The organism is Pediococcus acidilactici (assembly GCF_016127815.1).
Taxonomy (GTDB): domain Bacteria; phylum Bacillota; class Bacilli; order Lactobacillales; family Lactobacillaceae; genus Pediococcus; species Pediococcus acidilactici.
The window spans coordinates 1609807-1629017 of the sequence record NZ_CP066046.1; the positions used below are offsets into that span (position 1 = coordinate 1609807).

Here is a 19211-nt window from a genome sequence, read left to right on the forward strand (position 1 = left end):
CTTACATTTTATCCTTAACTAAGCCAGCCTGTTTTTCAACAATTTCCAGCTTGGATTGTGTCATTTTCAAAAATTATTTTTCAGCGCGGGCCATGTTCATCAATCGAATTATATTACGAGTGACAATCTTAATATTTACGATAGCGTACCGCGTTTCCATCGAACGCCTTAACGAGCTTGGCCTTCTTTGAATAGAGAAAACCGCTACCTTTTCGTTCGGATAATGGCGCATTGAATTGTCTACTTGTCCACAGATGGCTACGGCTGGCACGGACATCTTCGTCGCTAAATCTAGTACTTGATTAATTACGTGCGGAGTTTGCGGATGGTGGGAAATTTTCCCGGTCCCGGTAATAAACAAGTCCGCATCTTCTAACTTTTGTGGTAAACCGACTAAGTTAGCCATTATGTCACCGGTTGGAACGATTTGTCCGCCTAGAACTGCCAACGCTCCCCCGATTCCACCATCTACACCTAAACCAGCAACGTCTCGCAAATCCAAGTTTAGTTCCTTAATAACCGTCATGAAAAAGCCGTCCATTCGCTTATCAAAAACTTCGATTTGCTTTTTGGTACCGCCCTTATCCATTCCCCAGGTCCGCTGTGCGCCGCGATAGCCTGCATAAGGCCGGTCAGTATTAGTGGCAATCATAATTTCAACGTGATTAAATTGTTGGACTACGCTTTCTAAATTGCGTACTTCTTTAAAATTGGTTGCTAATAAGTTCTTGTCGCGCCCAATTAAATGTCCCTCTTCATCATAAAAGTTAACGCCCAAAGCTTGAAGTAAACCTAATCCTCCATCACTAACTCCCGTTTCTCCGGTAAGAATGAGGATTCGTTTTGCACCGCGCCCTAACGCATCCCGGATTTGAGTTCCTAACCCGAAACTGGTTGCTCGGATGAATGATCCTGGTGATGGCAAAATCCGGTGTTTTCCAGCCGTGCTAGCGGTTGCAATAATGGCTAACGGAGCTTTTTTATAGTTAGTAGTTAAATATGGTGCGTCTACTGGTCGACCCATTAAATCGGTAGTTTTAAAAGGGATTTCCTCGATTTCTCGTCCCCACCGTTTTAAAACATCTAAACCGTCTAATGCACCATCGGAAATTCCAGCAGTTACTACTTCAACTTCTGGATCGATTTTAAAGATACTTTCGCGAACTGCTTCGTTAACTTCCTCGCTACTTAAGCAATCTTTGAAAGCATCCGCTGCAATTACAACTTTCATTTTTTCACCTCTCGAATCAAATGCTCAGTATGTACAATTTATAACATTCATAATCTTATCATCTTATTATCTGAAAAACAGCTACTTTATATTACTTTTAAAAGGAAATGTGGAGTGCTGTTTCACCCACTAACTAATGACGCTTTAAACCATATTTTGGAACCTATTTAAAATGAAATCAAACCACATTAGTTTTCTTAAACTATTCATTAAAAACCAATCACACCAGAAAATGATTATAATCTCATCTATTCAGTATTGAAACGGCTTTCTACTGGTCATTCTAACATGTACTTTACCATCTGCGTATCAATTAACTATAAAATGTGAAAAAATTTGGAATTTATTCACATTATGCCCTTTTATTAAAAAACATCTCCTAAAGATGGTGATCACGTAATTTTGAGTTAATTCGATCCCTTTTTTGAAAACGATACCAATTTACCAAACCCGGCTGGTAGCTTTTTTTAACATCGTAGCTTAAAATGACAGTGGAGGTGGTAGCAGTGACAAGAAAAATTGGAATTATCGGAATGGGGCACGTTGGCCAAGCCGTTGCCCAACAAATAATTACTAACGGTTATACAGATGATTTAGTATTGATTGACCAAAATGAAGCCAAAGTTGGTGCAGACGCTTTAGATTTTGAAGATGCCATGGCTAACCTGACTTACCATACCAATATTGTTGTTAACGATTACGCCGCTCTTAAAGATGCGGATATTATCATTTCAGCACTCGGAAAAATTTCACTCAGTGACAACCCTAACGTTGATCGTTTTGCGGAATTACCACATAATCGCAAACAAGTGCGGGAAGTTGCTGAAAAAATTAAGGAAAGCGGTTTTGACGGGATTATTATTGCCATTACTAATCCGGTAGACGTAATCACTTCGCTCTATCAAGAAGTTACCGGACTGCCAAAGGAACACGTGATTGGCACCGGTACTCTATTAGATTCGGCTCGGATGCAACGCGCGGTTGCTAAGGGACTCAACATCGACCCTCGCTCCGTATCCGGATATAACCTTGGTGAACACGGCAACTCTCAATTCACCGCATGGTCAACGGTTCGCGTTCTCGATCGGCCCATCAAAGAGATTGCTAATGATCGGGGCTTAGACTTACACGAAATCAATGAAGAAGCTCGGATTGGCGCTGGTGACGTAATGAAGGGTAAACACTACACCAACTATGGAGTGGCTGCCGCGGCCGTTCGCTTAGCTAACGTAGTGCTAAACGACGCGCGAGAAGTTTTACCAGTTTCTAACTTCCGGGAAGAATATGGTACCTACTTATCTTACCCAGCCGTAATTGGTCGTGACGGGATTGTTGAACAGCTTCAATTGCAATTAACTGACGAAGAACTTTATAAGTTACGCAAATCAGCACATTTCATTATGCAAAAAATTGCCGAAGCAGAATAAATTTTAACTTAAAAACACAAAAATTTGAGACCAAGCCCATAAGCGGCTGGTCTCATTTTTTATTCGTTCTATCGTAACGAATAAATATCCATTATCGAAAAGACTGGAAATATTTTCAGTCTTTTTATTTTTAATGAAACGATTAGTTTAACGTTATACACTTTTTAAAGATTTTCTATCAATAATTAACACGTTTAAACGTAACTACGAGACATGTTTTGCAGTAGCGCGAAAATATCTGTAATTTTAATCGTTTCGTCACACCGCACTTCAACTTGGTTTCCTAGATCGCGGATTTCAAACTTAATCCATTGGTCGCCAATGTTAGCTTTACCATTTTGCGCCTTTAATACGGAAATAATCAGATCATCCCCGCCATCTAAGAAGCCAAGCACGGCGTTTTCTCCCCGTAACACGTTGGTGACCTTCAATGTCAAACCGGGAGTTTCCACTTCACTGTTTCCCAACCTAATTCTTTCAATCGGCACTATTACACTCATTTGCGTGACCTCCTATCATTCAAACAACTAACAATCTCGTTACTTGCCCTGAATTATACATACGGGAAATTACGTTTGCAAATATTTTGATTTCCTTATCAAAACTATTGCATATTACTTTACTTAATTTCGAATAAATTTATATAATGGGCACACAAATCAAAAAAGGGGTGGATGAATTTGAAAAAAATTAATATCTTATTGGCAGCGGATCGCAATTACGCTGACCAGCTATGCATTACCATTAAAACTGCTTTAGAAACTTTAAATTCAGCAACCCGGGCCCACTTCATCGTTTTAACCAACAACCTTGGTGACCAAACCCGGGCACTGCTAGACAAATTGATGCATAACTTTCATACGATTGAGTATTTAAATCTCGACGACGAACGTTTCGATTTTTGCCCAACAAACCAACACATCAATAAAACTGCATATTTTCGAATCATCGCCCCTAAGCTTTTAGCTTCGCGGCAGATTGACCGACTAATTTACTTAGACGTCGACGTTTTAATTCGAAAAGACCTAACTGAACTTGCCGAAAGCAATTTAAACCAAAACACAGTAGGCGCGGTAATTGATACAGGACAAGCATTCGCGTTGCACCGTTTAGGCGTCGATCCCGTAATTGCCGCAAGTAACCTCTACTTTAATTCTGGCATTATGGTAATTGACGTAGCCCAGTGGAACGCTCATCGAATTACGGAAAAAACCTTGGCATTCATCAGAAACCATGCCGACCGAATTATTTTCCACGACCAGGATGCGCTTAACGCCGTGTTAGCTGGTGAAGTACAATTTCTTCATCCAAAGTGGAATTTACAAAACTCGATTATTTTCAGAAAACACCGGCCAATTAACCAGGGGTATGCTGAACTAATCGACGAAGCCATTAAGGAACCTAGCATTGTCCATTTCACTACTCATGAGAAGCCTTGGAAGGACCTCACCGTTCATCCATATTTAGATGAATATCATGAAGAACTTGGCGAGTTAGAAATGCACCGCGGAGTGATTAACGTTATCTCGGCAGCCAACTCGGCCTTTACTCAAGCGCTCGCCACTTCTTACGTTTCAATTTTGGAAAATGATCCGGATCACCAATACAATTTCTTCTTGTTACCTGATCATCTCACGGATCGCGATATGATGTTATTAGGCAGCATCATTGCCCGCTATGACAACGCCACGATTAAAATTGTGGAAGTTAACGAAGAATTGTTAGCTAACGCAGTAGAAAGTGACCGGATTGTTAAAACGGCTTACTACCGCATCTTAGCTCCGGCACTGTTGCCATCCATCAACCGGGCAATTTATCTGGACTGCGACATCATCGCTAACACAAGCTTGCATGAATTATGGCAAACTAACCTAGAAGGCAACGTAATTGCTGCCGTAGAGGATGCTGGATTCCACGACCGGTTAGAAAAGATGGGAATCACTAAAGAAAACGAAAAGTACTTTAACTCAGGAATGATGTTAATTGACCTTGTGCGTTGGCGGGCGCGGTCGACAACCCAAAAAGTTTTGGATTACATTAACCAAAATCCGGAAAAGTTGCGTTTCCACGACCAAGACGCTTTAAACGCCAACCTTTATGATGACTGGCTCCACTTGCATCCGCAATGGAATGCCCAATCTAACATCATAATGGAAACCATTTTCCCACCGCGGACCGAGCTGCTGGAGCCCTACGCGGAAACTCGTGAGGATCCTAAGCTAATTCACTTCTGCGGTCACGTAAAACCATGGCACGAAGGTTGCGAGCATCCGTATGCCGATGTGTACCTGAAGTACCACGAAATGGCTAGCAACCAAGGTGTTAGAGTTAGCGGTTAGCTCTAAATCAACTACTAAACTAATCGAAGAATCCCCTCATTTTTCAGAAATTAGTTAGTTGCTAATCCGCTAAACTCGCTTAGAAAAATGAAGCTGGAAAAAACTAGAAAAATACTTTTCAAGGATGAAAAGGTCCTCAAAAAGTTGTTTTGGTGTTTTGACTTCAATAGAGCCAAAATGTGTGCCAAAAGTCAGTTTGTTCCGCTCAACCAAAAATAGGGACTAGAGAAAAATTTCTCCGGTCCCTATTTGGTGCGTTAATCGCGCTACCGATTACTCATACATACCTATAGTAATATTAATTCCACTTCTTTTACGTTAACGATGATCCCGTTTCTTTTGTTCTTCCATTATTTTTTGGTTCTGTCGTTCACCGTCTTTAATTTTTTGCTGGTATTTACGCCTGCCCCAATACGCTTTAATAATAAAGGGAATTTGAATAATCCCGTAGATTATCAAAGCGATAATTATAATTCTTATCATCAAATTCACTCCCTGCTTTGCCACGTATTTTATTTACCTTGATTATCCACCATCTTACTATTTTTCCTTAAGAAAGTCGTCTTTTAAAAACTTCCGTTAAAAATCACTTACCTTCCCAAAACTCGTTTGCCAGTGACCCACTAAAAGCGCTAAAATAGCGTCTGTAGATTCTACAGGAAGAAGGGATTCCATTGGAAAAAGCAGCTTTAATTTTAGAAGGCGGCGCACTGCGGTCATTTTTCACCAGTGCGGTATTAGATTATTTCATTGATCAAGAGATGGAATTCGAGTATATTCACGGCGTTTCAGCCGGCACGATGTGTGCAATGAATTATATTTCCAAGCAAAAGGGACGCTCTAAAGACGTTAATTTACATTTCTTACATGACAAACGTTACATTGGTTTCAATAATTTAGTCCGTAATGGTGGTATTTTCAACCTGGACTTCCTATTTTCTCCAGAATGTTATGCTTACAGTCCGTTTGATTACATGGCTTACAAAGATAGCCAGCAAATTTTTGAAATTACCGCAACTAACCTGTTGACTGGGAAGGCTGACGTTTTCCGAAAAACCGATACTGAAGGCCAGGAAGAAGCCATCAAAGCTTCCGCTAGCATGCCGCTGCTATCCAGCATCCGGGTTGTTAATCACCAACCATACCTAGATGGTGGAATTGCGGATTCAATTCCTTTCAAACGTGCTCAAGAACTGGGCTACGAGAAACTAGTCATCGTTTTAACGCGCGACATCACCTACCGAAAAGCCGAGAATAGCCGAGCAATGAACCGGCTAGTGCGGATGAAGTATCGGGACTTTCCTCAATTTGTTTCTGCTTTTGAAAGCCGTCCGCGGCGTTACAACGAAAGCCTTGAGGAAATTGAACGTTTAGAACGGGAAGGAAAAGCCTTTGTAATTCGGCCCCAACAACCGGTCACCGTTTCCCGCGTAGAACGGGACAACAATAAGCTCATGGATCTATACCATCAAGGAACGGCAGTAATCGAAAGTCAAATGGCGGATTTACGCGCATTCTTGAAAAATTAAACCTCCTAAATTAAAAAAGATCGCTAACCCCGAGGGCTGGCGGTCTTTTTTAGCTATAAAAAGCGGATAACTCGATATTTTGGTCGTAATTACCAAAGCCTTCCCCAAAAATAGTACAGCCTCCTGACTTCTTGGCATCGGGCTTAATTTCAAAACGAATCGTCCAAACGTCTTTATTAACGGGCAAATCCGCTAAGCAGACTTCCGTGAACGGTTGCCCATCTAAATAAGTGCCGTGGTCGGTAATTCGCAACGTCTTTAGAATTCCATATTGGTTAACGTTATCCGGAACCCAGTCCGGAGTGTACTTCCCACGAACATCAGAAAAGTCGCCTGGTGAACGCCACGTTCCAATTTCCTTGCCATTAATGGAAAAGGTGATATCTGATGGCCAAGTATTGTTGGAAAACGGAAATTCCGATCCCAGTTCCATAGATAAATCAAGCATTTCCAAGTGTTCATCAATATTGATAAAGTTGGGAGTCTGATATTCCACGTAACCGTCGTTAAACCAAATCATCCCGGCGTTCATCCGCTCGGGCAGCATAAAGTACTTAGGGTTATCGACGTTGCCGATGTACCCGTCTGGACCCGCTAACCCGCAGGATGGTTTTACACTAAATTCAGTGTAGTGCCCAATCGGAATTCCAGTTTTGTGGACGCTAAACGTCGGATAAATTTGCCGCGGAAACTTAATATCAATTGTATCCACTCGTAAGGAAGAAACCTTTTGGTGCCCCTGCCGTTTACTATGAATAATTTCTGCTTCCGCCAGTTTATTCAAGTGCTTAGTGACGATTGGGCTACTCAAATTTAACGCTTCGGCTAATTCTTGAACACTCATCGGTTGATCCGACAGCAAACGAATAATTTGAAGTCGTACCGAACTTGCCAGTGCTTCATAAACTTTTAACGATGCATCCGAGATATCTAATTGCATATGTCCTCCATTATCAAACCGTTTACATTTCCTTTTCAATTAATTATATGCCAATAAAAAACCGGTTACAAGCGCTTAATTTAATAATAAAGTTAACGCAAAGAGATTTTTTTGCAGATTCCTTTCAAAGATTAACAAAAAGGGTTGACAACGCTTTCAAGCGGTCATATATTGCTCGTGTAATAAATGCTTCACGAACCTTTCGAAAGTTTCCACACCATTTTTTTACAATTCATTTTCATAAAAGGAGTATCTCACTATGATATCCGCAACTGATTACGTTAATCCGCTCATTGTACAACGGGCGGATCCCTATATTTATAAGCACACCGATGGTTATTACTATTTTACTGCTTCGGTTCCAGCCTATAATCTGATTGAAATTCGGCGCGCAAAAACCTTGAATGGACTAGCCCATGCGGCTCCCCGTACGATTTGGCGTAAACATCCCGATGGTAGCGGTCCAATGAGCCAGCTCATATGGGCTCCCGAATTACATTACATCGATGGAAAATGGTTCATTTACTTTGCTGCTGCCCACACTAAAGAATTCGACCACAACGGCATGTTTCAACACCGGATGTATTGCTTAGAATGCGATAATCCTAACCCCATGCGCGGCGAAAGTGATTGGGTTGAACGCGGTCAGGTAAAAACGCCGCTAGATACCTTCGCCCTCGACGCCACCGTTTTTAAGGCGCACGACCGTCTTTACTACGTTTGGGCGCAGAAGGATCCGGCCATCAAAGGAAATTCCAACATTTACATCGCTGAAATGGAAAATCCGTGGACCCTTAAGGGTGAACCAGTAATGTTAACCAAGCCTGAATACGATTGGGAAACTAAAATTTTCTGGGTTAACGAAGGTCCCGCGATCTTGCACCGTAACGGTAAGTACTTCTTAACCTACTCGGCAAGTGCTACTGACGAAAATTATGCCATGGGAATGCTAACTATCGACGAAGACGCCGATTTATTAGACGCCCGTAATTGGGCTAAGTCGCCTACTCCAGTTTTCCAAAGCAATTTGGCCATTCAACAATACGGTCCGGGACACAATTCCTTCACCGTGGCCGAAGACGGTAAAACTGATTTATTAGTTTACCATTGTCGTAACTATACCGACATCAAGGGCGATCCGCTTTATGATCCCAATCGTCACACCATGGTTCAACCATTTGGCTGGACGGCGGACGGTCGCCCTGATTTTGGCAAACCCGTACCTTATAACTATGAATAGGGGTGTACAACATGAACAATACTAAACCACAATCTAAACATTTCTGGGGGTTTCCCCTCACGCATTTTAGTTACTTCTTCATCTGGGCAATCATTAACGGATATCTCACCCTCTGGATGGAACAAGTCGCTCATTTAAACGGTACCGAATCAGGAGCCGTTTTCTCCATGATGGCTGGAATTTCGTTAATTTTCCAACCGATTTTCGGGGTAGTTTCGGATAAGCTATTATTTAAAAAGACCTTAATTTTAACCATCTCGATCGTCGCTATTTTTATCGGCCCTTATTTCCAGTGGGTTTTCATGCCGATTTTACACATTAACGCCTTCCTCGTGGCTTTTGTAACCGGGACTTTTCTCAGCTTCGTACTCAATGGCGGGGTTTCCGTAATCGAACAGTACGTTCAACGGGCAAGTTTGGCAAACGGCTTTGAATACGCCCACTCCCGCGTTGGAGGCTCCGTTGCGGGAGTTGCTGCTTCACTAATTGCCGGTCCCATCTTTCTCTGGTCTCCAAACTCCATCTTTTGGGCTTGTACGGTAGCCGCAATTATCCTAACCGGATTGCTACTCTTCAGTGATAAAATCGATCTCGAAAATGCCCAAGCTGCTGGCGACACATCCAACTCATTGAATTTAAAAACCGTTATGTCGGTCTTTAAATTGAAAAACTTATGGATCCTCGCGATTTTTTACATGGGTGCTTCAGCACTTTATGACGTTTTTGATCAACAATTCATCATCTTCTTCAAAATGTTCTTCCATACTGCTGCTCAAGGAACTTTAGTTTATAGCTACATGACTTCAGCTCAAATTGCGATTGAATTTTGCCTGATGTTCCCGATGCCTTGGATCATTAATAAGATTGGTTCTCGGAACGGCTTAATTATTTACGGGTTTATTACTGCCCTTCGGATTTTAGGTTCTGCACTTGCGCCAAACTGGATCTGGCTGGTTGGATTCCGCTTATTAGCCGGTTTGGAAATGCCATTGTTACTAACTTCAATCATGAAGTATATTGCTGGAGCGTTTGACATTCGCCTTTATGCAACCGTTTACGCGCTTGCTTCTAACTTTGCCAAACAAGTTTCCGTCTTCATTTTCTCTTCGGTTGCGGGAAAAATGTACGACGTGATTGGCTACCAACACACTTACCTAATCATGGGACTATTCGTTTTTGCCATCACCCTGTTTGCTACCTTCACCCTTAAAAAGGAAGATCCGATTCAAGCTGGTGAAGTAGACGCTAAGAATCCCGATTAACCCTCATATAAAATTTAATTAAAAAACCGTAATTAACCTGCTTTTCAAGCTAGTTAATTACGGTTTTGTGCGTAAAAAGAGGATGGAAAAAATACTTTTCCAGGATGAAAAGGTCCTTAAAAAGTTGTTTTGGTGTTTTGACTTCGATAGCGCCAAAGTCAGTTCGTTCCGCGTAACCTAAAATTGACCATCATGCCCAATTCAGGCATGATGGTCAATTTTCAGTTAATGCTCGCAAACTACCCTACTTTTGTTCCACTCTCTTTTTGTTAGCTATTTGTTATTAAATAAATTCAAACACAACTACTTAATAATTTTATGCACTAGTTGAATCGGTTGAGCATCCGTGCCGATTTCAATGTTGTTATATAGTAGCTCCTTAATGTTGGCTACGTCCTCCGTATTGCTATGAATGGTCAACAAGCTTTCACCTTCCGCAACGGCGTCGCCAACTTTTTTGTGTAATTCAATTCCCACCGCGTAATCAATCACGTCAGTTTTGGCCTGACGACCACCACCAAGTAACATGGCCGCAATCCCAATTTCGTCAGCCGTCATTTTCGTTACGTAACCTGCTTGGGGTGCGGGAAGTTCAAAATGATATTTTGCCTGGGGCATTAACGTCGGATCTTCGATAACCCGCGGATCGCCTCCTTGGGCAATGATCATCTGCCGGAATACTTCTAAAGCGCTCCCGTTTGCAACAACTTCTTCAAGCTTAGTCCGGGCTTCTGCCAACGTGGCCGCCTTTTTGGCAAGTACCACCATTTGACTACCTAACGTCATTACTAATTCCGTGATGTCTTCGGGACCTTCACCTTTAAGGATTGCAATCGACTCTTGAATTTCTAGGGCATTGCCCACCATGTTACCGAGGGGTTGATTCATATCTGAAATTAGCGCCATGCAGTTCATGCCAACACTCTTACCAATTTTCACTAAGGCATTCGCTAGTTTGACGGCGTCCGCCTCTTCCTTCATGAAGGCGCCAGTCCCAGTTTTTACGTCTAAAACTAAGGCATCCGTCCCCGAAGCGATCTTCTTACTCATAATCGAGCCGGCAATTAGCGGGATTGAGTCGACCGTGTCGGTAACGTCGCGCAACGCATAAATTTTTTTATCTGCTGGAGCAACGTTGCCGGTTGCACCAACGATGGCGACTTTAATGTCACGAACCTGTTTTTTAAACTCTGCTTCCGAGCGTTCCACCTCAAAACCTGGAATCGCTTCCAATTTATCTAAAGTTCCACCAGTATGGCCAAGTCCGCGACCTGAAATCATCGGTACCGGAATTCCTAACGCGGCAACCATCGGAGCTAACGGGATGCTAGTTTTATCTCCCACGCCACCGGTAGAATGCTTATCCACCTTAATTCCCGGAATGTCGGAGAGGTCCAACCGGTCACCCGAATTCAACATTTGCATGGTTAAATTAGCCTGTTCTTCGTCAGTCATTCCGTTAAAGTAAATGGCCATCAATAGTGCACTTGCTTGGTAGTCTGGAATTTCTCCATTTGTATAACCTTCTACGAAAGCACTGATTTCCTCTTTAGTTAAAGCGCTTCCATTTCGCTTGTGGTCGATCACGTCAACCATTCTCATCACAAGTCCTCCTTCAAATTAATTATTCGTCAACCAATCGTTGGGCGGTTGCTACGTCGGTAATTAAACAGTTCGCGTATTGTCCAGCTAACGCGCCCTTGATTGCTTCATACTTCCATTTTCCACCGGCCACTAGCACCGCGCGTTCTTTGTTACGCAATTCGGCTAGGTCAATTCCAACGGTGCGATTATTCACTTCAGGAACCGCGATTTGACCATCCTGGTCATAAAACCGGGAGCAGATGTCGCCTACCGCCGTTTTTTGGATACGCGCGATGTCGCCTTGGTCAAAATAGCCCGTTTGAAATAGCAACGCATCGTCCCGGATGGTCCCAGCGGTAAAAATTGCAATATTTGCCTTTTTTCCTAAATCAATTAATCGCTTGATGTAGCGGTCCTGCATCACCACGTCATGGGTGGTTTGATTTTCAAAAACGACTGGTAAAGGAAATTCGTGTGGGGTGGTGTGAAAAGCATTGCCAAATTTCATCAAGACTTCCTCGTCAAAAACTGGCGTAGGTGAATAGGTAACGCTACCCTTCAGTTCCACCACTTGAACGTCTTCGACGGGCTGGGGCGTCAGTGCCTTCGCCACTTCGTTTAAAGTCTTTCCCCAACTAACTCCGATTAAGTCGCCGTCCTTAACCACTTTAGCTAAGTACTTAGCCGTATACATTCCGAGCTGTTGGGTCACGTTTTGATAATTTTCATATTCAGCGTATACCACGTGAGCCTCGTTTAGCTGATACTTTTCGCACAACATTTTTTCTAACTCTTGGGTACTGGAAAAGGGATCGATAATTTTAATCTGCACAATGCCGTTGTCTTGAGCAAACTGAAGCAGTCGGGAAACTGTCGGCCGGGAAAGTCCCAGCTGTTTGGCGATTTCTACTTGGCCCATCCCGGCTTCGTAATGCATCCGGGCAACTTCCAAGCTTTTTTTAATTTTTGTTTTATCAGTCATCCTGCTCATGGCAACCTTCTCCTAAACCAAAATTGAGTTAAAACCTAGTTGGGCTAAGAATAACAATCCCAACACGTACATAATCGGGTGAACTTCACTCTGCTTACCCATCGCTAATTTCAAAATTGGGTAGGCCACAAAGCCAAACGCTAACCCCGTCGAAATTGAGCCAGTCAAGGGGATCAGCACAATAATTAAGAACGCCGGGAACCAATCGGTAAAATCCGCAAAGTTAATGGTGGCCAACTGTTCCATCATTACCGCTCCCGTAATGATGATTACTGGCGCGATTGCTGCTTGAGGCACGTAGCTTAACAATGGAATAAAGAACAGCGAAAGCAAGAATAAAATTCCCGAAACAAGGGATACGATCCCGGTCCGTCCGCCACTTTCAATTCCCGAAGCACTTTCGGCAGCCGCAACCGTTGGACTCGTGCCCAAGAAACCTGAAATAAAGGTCGTCACCGAGCTCGCTTGAAATGCCTTCCGAAATTGCGATGGGTCCTGTAAAATTCCTTCCAGAATCCCCATCGATTCAAAGACTAAGATCATCGTCATCGAAAATACGGCCAGTAAAAATTTGATGGAAAACATTTGGCTGAAATCGCCTTTAAAAAGGATTTCTGAATATTTTGGCAGTTGACTTAAACTAATGGAAGTTGCCTGCGTACCACCGATGTGAAAAAGGACGCCCACTAGACTAGTTACGATAATCCCAATTACAAAGCCACCGGGAACCCGGCGCAAAAAGAGGATTAGGGAGAGTAAGAGACCGAACAGCGCTAATAACGTCGCCGGATTGCTTAAAGAACCGGCTGCCAATAGTGCTCGTTTTCCGCCAGATTGGATCAATTCCGCTTTTTCCAACCCTAAGGTCACCAAAAACAACCCAATCCCTACCGTAATCCCTTTTTTCAGCACGGCGGGAATCGCATTAGCCAGAAACTCACTCGCTCTGGTAAAAGCAATTACCATGTAAATCAAACTACTAAAAATCGAAATGGCGACGGCTTGTTGCCAGGATAGATGCATTCCAACTACCACCGTGTAGGTAAAAAATGCATTTACTCCCATCCCCGGAGTAAGAATTACCGGTGCTTTCGCCCACAACGCCATAATTAAACAGCCAATTGCCGAAGAAAAAACAGTGGCAAATACACTAAGTCCTGCCGGAATTCCCGCATCGCTTAAAATCATTGGATTAACAATGATGATGTAGGAGATTGCAAAAAAACTAGTAATTCCTGCTAAAATTTCGGTTTTTAATCTTGTTTTACTTATTCCCATCAAAATTTGATTTTCCTTTACCAACAATATTTTTTTACCAGACAAAGAGTCCGACCGTTGCTGCCGAAACTAAGGATACCAAAATTCCGGATAGGAGCAGGTAACCCACGTTTTTAGCAACCACGTCGTTTTTCTGCCGGTTAACTAAGCCTTTGAAACATCCGATAATCATCCCCACGGTTGAAAAATTAGCAAACGAGGTCAAAAATACCGTTAACACTGCTTTATAATGGGGCGCAAATTGGTTAATCGTGCCCGTCACCTTGCCCATTACGACAAACTCGTTGGTAACTAACTTAGTTCCCATGTATTGCGCAAATTCGAAGGCATCGTGGACGTTTAGCCCGGTTAACCACGCAAACGGGAACATCACGATTCCCAAAATGTGCTCTAGGGTAAGCCAAGGATTAATGATTCCTAGTAGTTTATCCACTAACGCTACTAAGGCAACGAACGCGATTACGTTGGCGGTAATGATTAACACCAGTTTACCCGCGTTTAAGATTGAATCACCCAGAAACGAGAAAAATGGTTCCCGCGTTGGCACTTCATCTTCAGCTACCGTCGCTTCGGCCAGCGTTTCCGAGCCCGAACCCACGTCTTGTGCGCTTGCTGAACTTCCGGAACCCGCCATTGTGGCAATCGTATCCTCTTCAGGCGTTACCGTGACCGGATTCAACATGTTCGTGATGATAATTGCGTTAATTACGTTAATCGGAATCGCCGTGAGGATGAACTGTCCGGGCATTAAACTCGTATAGGCACCGATAATCGAAGCCGTTACGCAACTCATTGACATCATTGCCAAGGTTAGGTTGCGTTCCGCCTTCATTTGTTGGAGTTGCAGGGAGGAAACCGCGAGTGCCTCCGTATTTCCCAGAAACATCATCTCCACCGCAAAGAACGACTCGAATTTCGGCTGTCCAGTTAATTTAGACAATCCGCGACCAATCCACTTGATAATCCACGGTAAAATTCCCACGTACGTTAAAATATCGAACAGCGGGATGATCATCAAAATCGGTAATAACGAACTGGTCACGAAGTTCATTGACTTCACGTCCACCCAATCGGCAAGCGCAAAGGCGATCCCTTGATAAGCAACTTGGACTAATTGGTTAAATCCTGCCGAAGCTCCCGCAACAATGCTGCGGCCAATCGGGAAACTGGTTAAAAACCACGCTAAAACGAGGTTAAATACCACCATGATACCGACCGATTTCCACTTGATTTGCTGCCGGTTTTGGGAAAAAAGTACTCCTAAACTCAGGAAAACCACTAATCCAATAATGTTAACGATTAAATACATTAAATTCCGCTCCTTAGCTAATTGCCGTTTCTAACGCAACTTTGATCATGTCATCAAACGATTTTTCCCGTTCTTCCGCGGTAGTTTCTTCGCCAGTGATGATATGGTTACTGATGGTCAATACTGCAAGCGCGCGTACGCCATACTTCGCTGCTAATAAGTACAACGCGGCCGCTTCCATTTCTGCACCCTTGACGCCGTATTGAACTAGTTTTTGACGGTCAATTTCGTCGTTGTAAAAACGGTCTTCAGACAAAACGTTGCCTACGTGCACTGGAATTTGGTTAGCTTGCGCAACTTGGTGCGCCTTTTCAACCATTGTAAAGTCTGCTAACGGAGCGTAATAAATATCCCGACCAAACGTATTTCTAATAATGGAAGAATCCGTACTTGCTCCTTGGGCAATGAGGACGTCCCGAACGTGAATATCAGGGCTCATTCCACCACAGGTTCCCACACGAATCAAGGTTTTAACCCCGTATTCGTTAATTAATTCATTTGTATAAATGGAGATTGATGGAATGCCCATGCCAGTTGCTTGAACGGATACCCGTTTACCTTTATACGTACCGGTATATCCAAAAGCGTTTCGAATGGTATTATAACATTCCGCATTCTCTAAGAAAGTTTCGGCAATGTATTTTGCTCGAAGTGGGTCCCCTGGTAGTAAAACGGTATCCGCAATTTCGCCTTTTTGTGCCGCAATGTGTGTACTCATGGTATTTCCTCCTTATTGCAATTCGCTTAAGAAACTAGTTCCAACTTCGTTACCAGCAACGTTAAAGTTGTCCAAAATGGTTGCCCCTAAATCAGCGTAAGTATCCCGCACACCCAGTGATTTACCTTCGGCAACGCTAGGAGTGTAGACCAATAGTGGGACGTATTCCCGGGTGTGATCCGTCCCCTTAAATCCGGGATCATTTCCGTGATCCGCCGTAATAACCAGCAGGTCGTTATCCTTTAGGAGTGGCAATAGTTCACCCAGTTGTTGGTCAAATTCCATCAAGGCCTTTCCATATCCTTCGGGGTTCCGCCGGTGACCATACATGGCGTCAAAATCAACTAGGTTGGTAAAACTAAATCCGGTAAAGTCCTTTTGGGCGTTTTCAATCGTCCGCACCATTCCGTCGTGGTTACTTTCCGTGTGAACCCCATCCGTAATCCCTTGGCCTGAAAAAATGTCGTTAATTTTACCAACCGCTAAAACGGAGAACCCGGCTGCTTTGAGTCGATCCATGTCCGTTTCACTAGTTGGCGCTAAAGTATAATCGTGGCGATCCGAAGTTCGTTTGAAATTGTCCTTATTCGTCCCAACGTACGGGCGGGCAATGATGCGGCCAATCCGGTAAGGTTTATCAATGGTAATTGAGCGCGCGTATTCACAAATTTTGTACAACTCTTCTAGCGGAATTACCGCAGTATTAGCCGCAATTTGCAAAACTGAATCACCAGAGGTATAAACGATCAACGCTCCCGTCTTTAGCTGTTCTTCTCCGTAATCATGGATAACTTCGGTCCCCGAGTACGGTTTGTTTACAATTACCGAGCGACCGCTAAACTTAGCGATTTTATCAATTAATTCCTGCGGAAAGCCGTTAGGGAAAAAGCCTAGGGGTTCTTTAACCGGCACCCCCATCATTTCCCAATGACCGTCCATACTATCTTTTCCAACAGAGACTTCGTGCATTTTACCGAAGAACCCTTGCGGATGGTCCGCCACCGGAACTCCTTCAATTGGGTGATCAGGTCGGATATTGCTTAAACCTAATTTTTGTAAATTAGGAACTTGGAAGTTGCCCTTCCAAAACTCACCGATGTGTCCTAAAGTATCTGCACCAACATCGTCAAAATCAGCGACATCACTAGCTTCACCGATGCCGACCGAATCCGTGACAATTGTAAAAACTCGTTTGAACTTCATTTAAACCCCTCCTAAAACTAAACTGCCTCACTTTATTTTTAGCTATTCATAATCTTGACGCCGGAACTTGCTCCTAAACGAGTTGCCCCGGCTTCGATCATGGCTTCAGCTTCTGCCTTAGTGTGAATTCCGCCGGATGCCTTTACGCCTAACCGGTCGTCAACCGTTTGCTTCATTAATTTCACGTCCGCTACCTTCGCACCAGCCGTTGAAAAACCTGTCGAAGTTTTTACGAAATCGGCCCCCGCTTTTTCGGAAAGTTCACAAGCCCGAACCTTTTCTTCGTCAGTTAATAAAGCGGTTTCAATAATGACCTTAACGTGCCGGTTTTCAGCATGCCCAGCTTCGACTACGGCTTTAATATCATTGAGAACCGCGTCGTCATGGCCAGCTTTAAGTTCACCGATATTAATTACCATGTCTAATTCCGTAGCGCCATTTTTATCATTTGTAAACTTAATTATTGAAAATATGTTAAGTTAAAACGTTTTACCTTAGTGAAAACGGGGCATTTTGCTTTATAGATTAAGGTTTATCCCACAAAATTTTTTATACGACTCTTATTTAAATACGCCAACCACAAAAAAATTCGTTGTTAATAATCGGGTTTCGATTATTAACAACGAATTTTTACTTAGATACAAATTGAGGATTTATTGGAAAGTTTGGATGCTCTAGGCTCCCTAATTTCACTTGGTTACGGAAACCGGATGCCTTATTAACTAAACTTCCACTCCAATTGCGAAAGTCGCATTCAACTTTCCATTTTCGTTAAATCCTTAAAACTGTTCAAAAAATTATTTGAGCGTTTATTCTTCCACCAGTACTTTTTCCATCACGACATCTTCTGTAGGACGGTCTTCGTAATTGCGGTCCACTTTACTAATTGCTTCGGCCACGTCCATTCCTTCAATCACCTGACCAAATACCGTATGATGGCCATCCAACCATGGTGTGCCACCCTTTCGGTAAGCTTCTACAATTTCCTCTGGAAATTCAGCCGCCTTTAGTTGCCGGATCATTTTCTTGGGCACGTTGGTATTAGTAACGATGAAAAACTGGCTGCCGTTCGTGTTAGGACCCGCGTTAGCCATCGATAGCGCGCCATTTAAATTGTAAAGCTGGTTGGAAAACTCATCTTCAAAGGTTTTACCATAAATGCTTTCGCCACCCATTCCAGTACCAGTCGGGTCGCCACCTTGAATCATGAAATCCGGAATCACGCGGTGAAAAATCACCCCGTCATAGTAACCTTGCTTAGCCAATTCAACGAAATTTTTGACCGTCTTGGGCACCAACTCGTCAAAAAGCTGCACTTTAATGTCACCATGGTTAGTTTGAATCGTTATCTTAGTTCCTTTTACGTTTGCTAAATCTAATTGTGGGTATGTCATCATTTTCTCCTACTTCTCTTTTGATTGCTTGGACCGTTCTATTATACTGGAAAAATGGAGAAGTAAAATCAAATTTTAATTTATTGAAAACTTTTTATCCAATTATCGATGCCAATTTTATTTTTCAATAATACTCCCAAAATCTTCTAAAACCACGTCAGCCAACTTTTGATCTACTGGCGCTGGGACCGCCCACACTTCCAATCCTGCTCGCTTAGCTGCTAAAATTCCTGTAGGACTATCTTCTACCACCACACAATCATCTTTAGAAATATGCAAGGCTTTGATTGTTTCTAGATAGACGTCTGGTGCTGGTTTATTTTTCTTTACCTTTTCACCACTAATCACTACGTTAAAATATTGCGCCAAATCACATTCACGTAGCATCCGATTTATTTCCTTTTCTTCTCCAGCTGATGCTAATGCCAGCATTTTCCCTTGTTTTTGCAACGTTGCAAGAGCTTTGGGGACTTGTTTGTCCAAGTATTCTTGATAATTAATTTTATTCTTTTCCAAAAAGGGCTGATACTTTCTTCTAATTTGTTCGCGCTCACTTGGTTCTGGTACTAAATTTTCCCAAACCTTTTCATTTGACACTCCAATATAATCATCTATATCTGAAGAACCCGGGGTCAAATTATTTTCTTTAAAGAAACGCATTCGCCTTTCAAAATAAAATTCTTCAGACCTAATTAAAACGCCATCCATATCAAAAATAAAAGCTTTTTTCACGCAATCACCTCTTAAAAAAGGGGACCGCCAGCAA

General features: G+C 42.8%; 17 protein-coding genes and 1 pseudogene. 5 read left to right on the forward strand and 13 right to left on the reverse strand.

The features are described from left to right. Positions 1 to 73: 73 nt before the first annotated feature. Entirely contained in the window at positions 74 to 1231 is a 1158-nt protein-coding gene (locus I6H64_RS07965; RefSeq protein ID WP_008841661.1) for a glycerate kinase, read from the reverse strand. A gap of 506 nt (positions 1232 to 1737) precedes the next feature. Here I6H64_RS07965 and I6H64_RS07970 point away from each other — a divergent pair. After that, positions 1738 to 2658, forward strand: coding sequence for an L-lactate dehydrogenase (locus I6H64_RS07970; RefSeq protein ID WP_005919421.1), 921 nt, complete (start codon positions 1738 to 1740; stop codon positions 2656 to 2658). A 194-nt stretch (positions 2659 to 2852) separates the two neighbouring features. Here I6H64_RS07970 and I6H64_RS07975 read toward each other — a convergent pair whose 3' ends face one another. Further along, on the reverse strand, positions 2853 to 3158 hold the full coding sequence (locus I6H64_RS07975) for a hypothetical protein (RefSeq protein ID WP_002830575.1): 306 nt from the start codon (positions 3156 to 3158) through the stop codon (positions 2853 to 2855). A 174-nt stretch (positions 3159 to 3332) separates the two neighbouring features. Here I6H64_RS07975 and I6H64_RS07980 point away from each other — a divergent pair, with 174 nt between their 5' ends. After that, positions 3333 to 4997: a glycosyltransferase family 8 protein gene (locus I6H64_RS07980; protein ID WP_008841664.1), complete on the forward strand. Its 1665-nt coding sequence runs from the start codon at positions 3333 to 3335 to the stop codon at positions 4995 to 4997. Between the two features lie 318 nt (positions 4998 to 5315). Here I6H64_RS07980 and I6H64_RS07985 read toward each other — a convergent pair whose 3' ends face one another. Beyond that, positions 5316 to 5480 (reverse strand): hypothetical protein, encoded by a 165-nt coding sequence (locus I6H64_RS07985; protein ID WP_002830928.1) that lies wholly within the window; start codon positions 5478 to 5480, stop codon positions 5316 to 5318. A gap of 191 nt (positions 5481 to 5671) precedes the next feature. Between I6H64_RS07985 and I6H64_RS07990 the strand changes: the two genes are divergently transcribed. Continuing rightward, a complete protein-coding gene (locus tag I6H64_RS07990) occupies positions 5672 to 6526 on the forward strand; it encodes a patatin-like phospholipase family protein (protein ID WP_002830577.1) in 855 nt (284 codons plus the stop codon). A 49-nt stretch (positions 6527 to 6575) separates the two neighbouring features. Here the strand turns inward: I6H64_RS07990 and I6H64_RS07995 are convergent, their stop codons facing one another. After that, positions 6576 to 7466: an ArsR/SmtB family transcription factor gene (locus I6H64_RS07995; protein WP_002830578.1), complete on the reverse strand. Its 891-nt coding sequence runs from the start codon at positions 7464 to 7466 to the stop codon at positions 6576 to 6578. Between the two features lie 259 nt (positions 7467 to 7725). On the opposite strand from I6H64_RS07995, the gene I6H64_RS08000 reads away from it, so the two are divergent. Both I6H64_RS08000 and I6H64_RS08005 read left to right on the forward strand, forming a co-directional pair. Further along, on the forward strand, positions 7726 to 8706 hold the full coding sequence (locus tag I6H64_RS08000; protein ID WP_008841665.1) for a glycoside hydrolase family 43 protein: 981 nt from the start codon (positions 7726 to 7728) through the stop codon (positions 8704 to 8706). An 11-nt stretch (positions 8707 to 8717) separates the two neighbouring features. Continuing rightward, positions 8718 to 9968, forward strand: coding sequence for an oligosaccharide MFS transporter (locus tag I6H64_RS08005; protein WP_024862690.1), 1251 nt, complete (start codon positions 8718 to 8720; stop codon positions 9966 to 9968). A 303-nt stretch (positions 9969 to 10271) separates the two neighbouring features. On the opposite strand, the gene I6H64_RS08010 is transcribed toward I6H64_RS08005, so the two are convergent. The 9 genes and pseudogenes from I6H64_RS08010 to I6H64_RS08050 form a co-directional block, all read right to left on the reverse strand. Continuing rightward, positions 10272 to 11570: a pyrimidine-nucleoside phosphorylase gene (locus I6H64_RS08010; RefSeq protein ID WP_056985164.1), complete on the reverse strand. Its 1299-nt coding sequence runs from the start codon at positions 11568 to 11570 to the stop codon at positions 10272 to 10274. Between the two features lie 22 nt (positions 11571 to 11592). After that, positions 11593 to 12543, reverse strand: coding sequence for a sugar-binding transcriptional regulator (locus I6H64_RS08015; protein WP_036685423.1), 951 nt, complete (start codon positions 12541 to 12543; stop codon positions 11593 to 11595). 12 nt (positions 12544 to 12555) lie between these two features. After that, positions 12556 to 13821, reverse strand: coding sequence for an NCS2 family permease (locus tag I6H64_RS08020; protein WP_002830917.1), 1266 nt, complete (start codon positions 13819 to 13821; stop codon positions 12556 to 12558). A 34-nt stretch (positions 13822 to 13855) separates the two neighbouring features. Next, positions 13856 to 15130: a NupC/NupG family nucleoside CNT transporter gene (locus I6H64_RS08025; RefSeq protein WP_008841670.1), complete on the reverse strand. Its 1275-nt coding sequence runs from the start codon at positions 15128 to 15130 to the stop codon at positions 13856 to 13858. A gap of 13 nt (positions 15131 to 15143) precedes the next feature. Continuing rightward, positions 15144 to 15848, reverse strand: coding sequence for a purine-nucleoside phosphorylase (gene deoD, locus I6H64_RS08030; RefSeq protein WP_056985162.1), 705 nt, complete (start codon positions 15846 to 15848; stop codon positions 15144 to 15146). Between the two features lie 12 nt (positions 15849 to 15860). After that, positions 15861 to 17051, reverse strand: a complete 1191-nt coding sequence (locus I6H64_RS08035; protein WP_008841673.1) for a phosphopentomutase — start codon at positions 17049 to 17051, stop codon at positions 15861 to 15863. A gap of 38 nt (positions 17052 to 17089) precedes the next feature. Further along, positions 17090 to 17494 (reverse strand): annotated as a pseudogene (gene deoC / locus I6H64_RS08040) (deoxyribose-phosphate aldolase); the annotation flags it as partial. Positions 17495 to 17860: 366 nt separating this feature from the next. After that, positions 17861 to 18448 carry a peptidylprolyl isomerase gene (locus tag I6H64_RS08045; RefSeq protein ID WP_002830590.1) on the reverse strand — a complete coding sequence of 196 codons (588 nt, stop codon included), beginning with the start codon at positions 18446 to 18448 and terminating at the stop codon, positions 17861 to 17863. Between the two features lie 114 nt (positions 18449 to 18562). Beyond that, positions 18563 to 19177 (reverse strand): HAD family hydrolase, encoded by a 615-nt coding sequence (locus tag I6H64_RS08050; protein ID WP_008841676.1) that lies wholly within the window; start codon positions 19175 to 19177, stop codon positions 18563 to 18565. Positions 19178 to 19211 lie beyond the last annotated feature (34 nt).

Coding starts and splice junctions, on each gene's coding strand:
- I6H64_RS08020 (WP_002830917.1), bottom strand. CDS start 13,821: ATGGGAATAAGTAAAACAAGATTAAAAACCGAAATTTTAGCAGGAATT.
- I6H64_RS08005 (WP_024862690.1), top strand. CDS start 8,718: ATGAACAATACTAAACCACAATCTAAACATTTCTGGGGGTTTCCCCTC.
- deoD (WP_056985162.1), bottom strand. CDS start 15,848: ATGAGTACACACATTGCGGCACAAAAAGGCGAAATTGCGGATACCGTT.
- I6H64_RS08010 (WP_056985164.1), bottom strand. CDS start 11,570: ATGAGAATGGTTGACGTGATCGACCACAAGCGAAATGGAAGCGCTTTA.
- I6H64_RS07985 (WP_002830928.1), bottom strand. CDS start 5,480: ATGATAAGAATTATAATTATCGCTTTGATAATCTACGGGATTATTCAA.
- I6H64_RS08025 (WP_008841670.1), bottom strand. CDS start 15,130: ATGTATTTAATCGTTAACATTATTGGATTAGTGGTTTTCCTGAGTTTA.
- I6H64_RS07975 (WP_002830575.1), bottom strand. CDS start 3,158: ATGAGTGTAATAGTGCCGATTGAAAGAATTAGGTTGGGAAACAGTGAA.
- I6H64_RS07965 (WP_008841661.1), bottom strand. CDS start 1,231: ATGAAAGTTGTAATTGCAGCGGATGCTTTCAAAGATTGCTTAAGTAGC.
- I6H64_RS07980 (WP_008841664.1), top strand. CDS start 3,333: ATGAATTTGAAAAAAATTAATATCTTATTGGCAGCGGATCGCAATTAC.
- I6H64_RS08045 (WP_002830590.1), bottom strand. CDS start 18,448: ATGATGACATACCCACAATTAGATTTAGCAAACGTAAAAGGAACTAAG.
- I6H64_RS08015 (WP_036685423.1), bottom strand. CDS start 12,543: ATGAGCAGGATGACTGATAAAACAAAAATTAAAAAAAGCTTGGAAGTT.
- I6H64_RS08000 (WP_008841665.1), top strand. CDS start 7,726: ATGATATCCGCAACTGATTACGTTAATCCGCTCATTGTACAACGGGCG.
- I6H64_RS07995 (WP_002830578.1), bottom strand. CDS start 7,466: ATGCAATTAGATATCTCGGATGCATCGTTAAAAGTTTATGAAGCACTG.
- I6H64_RS08035 (WP_008841673.1), bottom strand. CDS start 17,051: ATGAAGTTCAAACGAGTTTTTACAATTGTCACGGATTCGGTCGGCATC.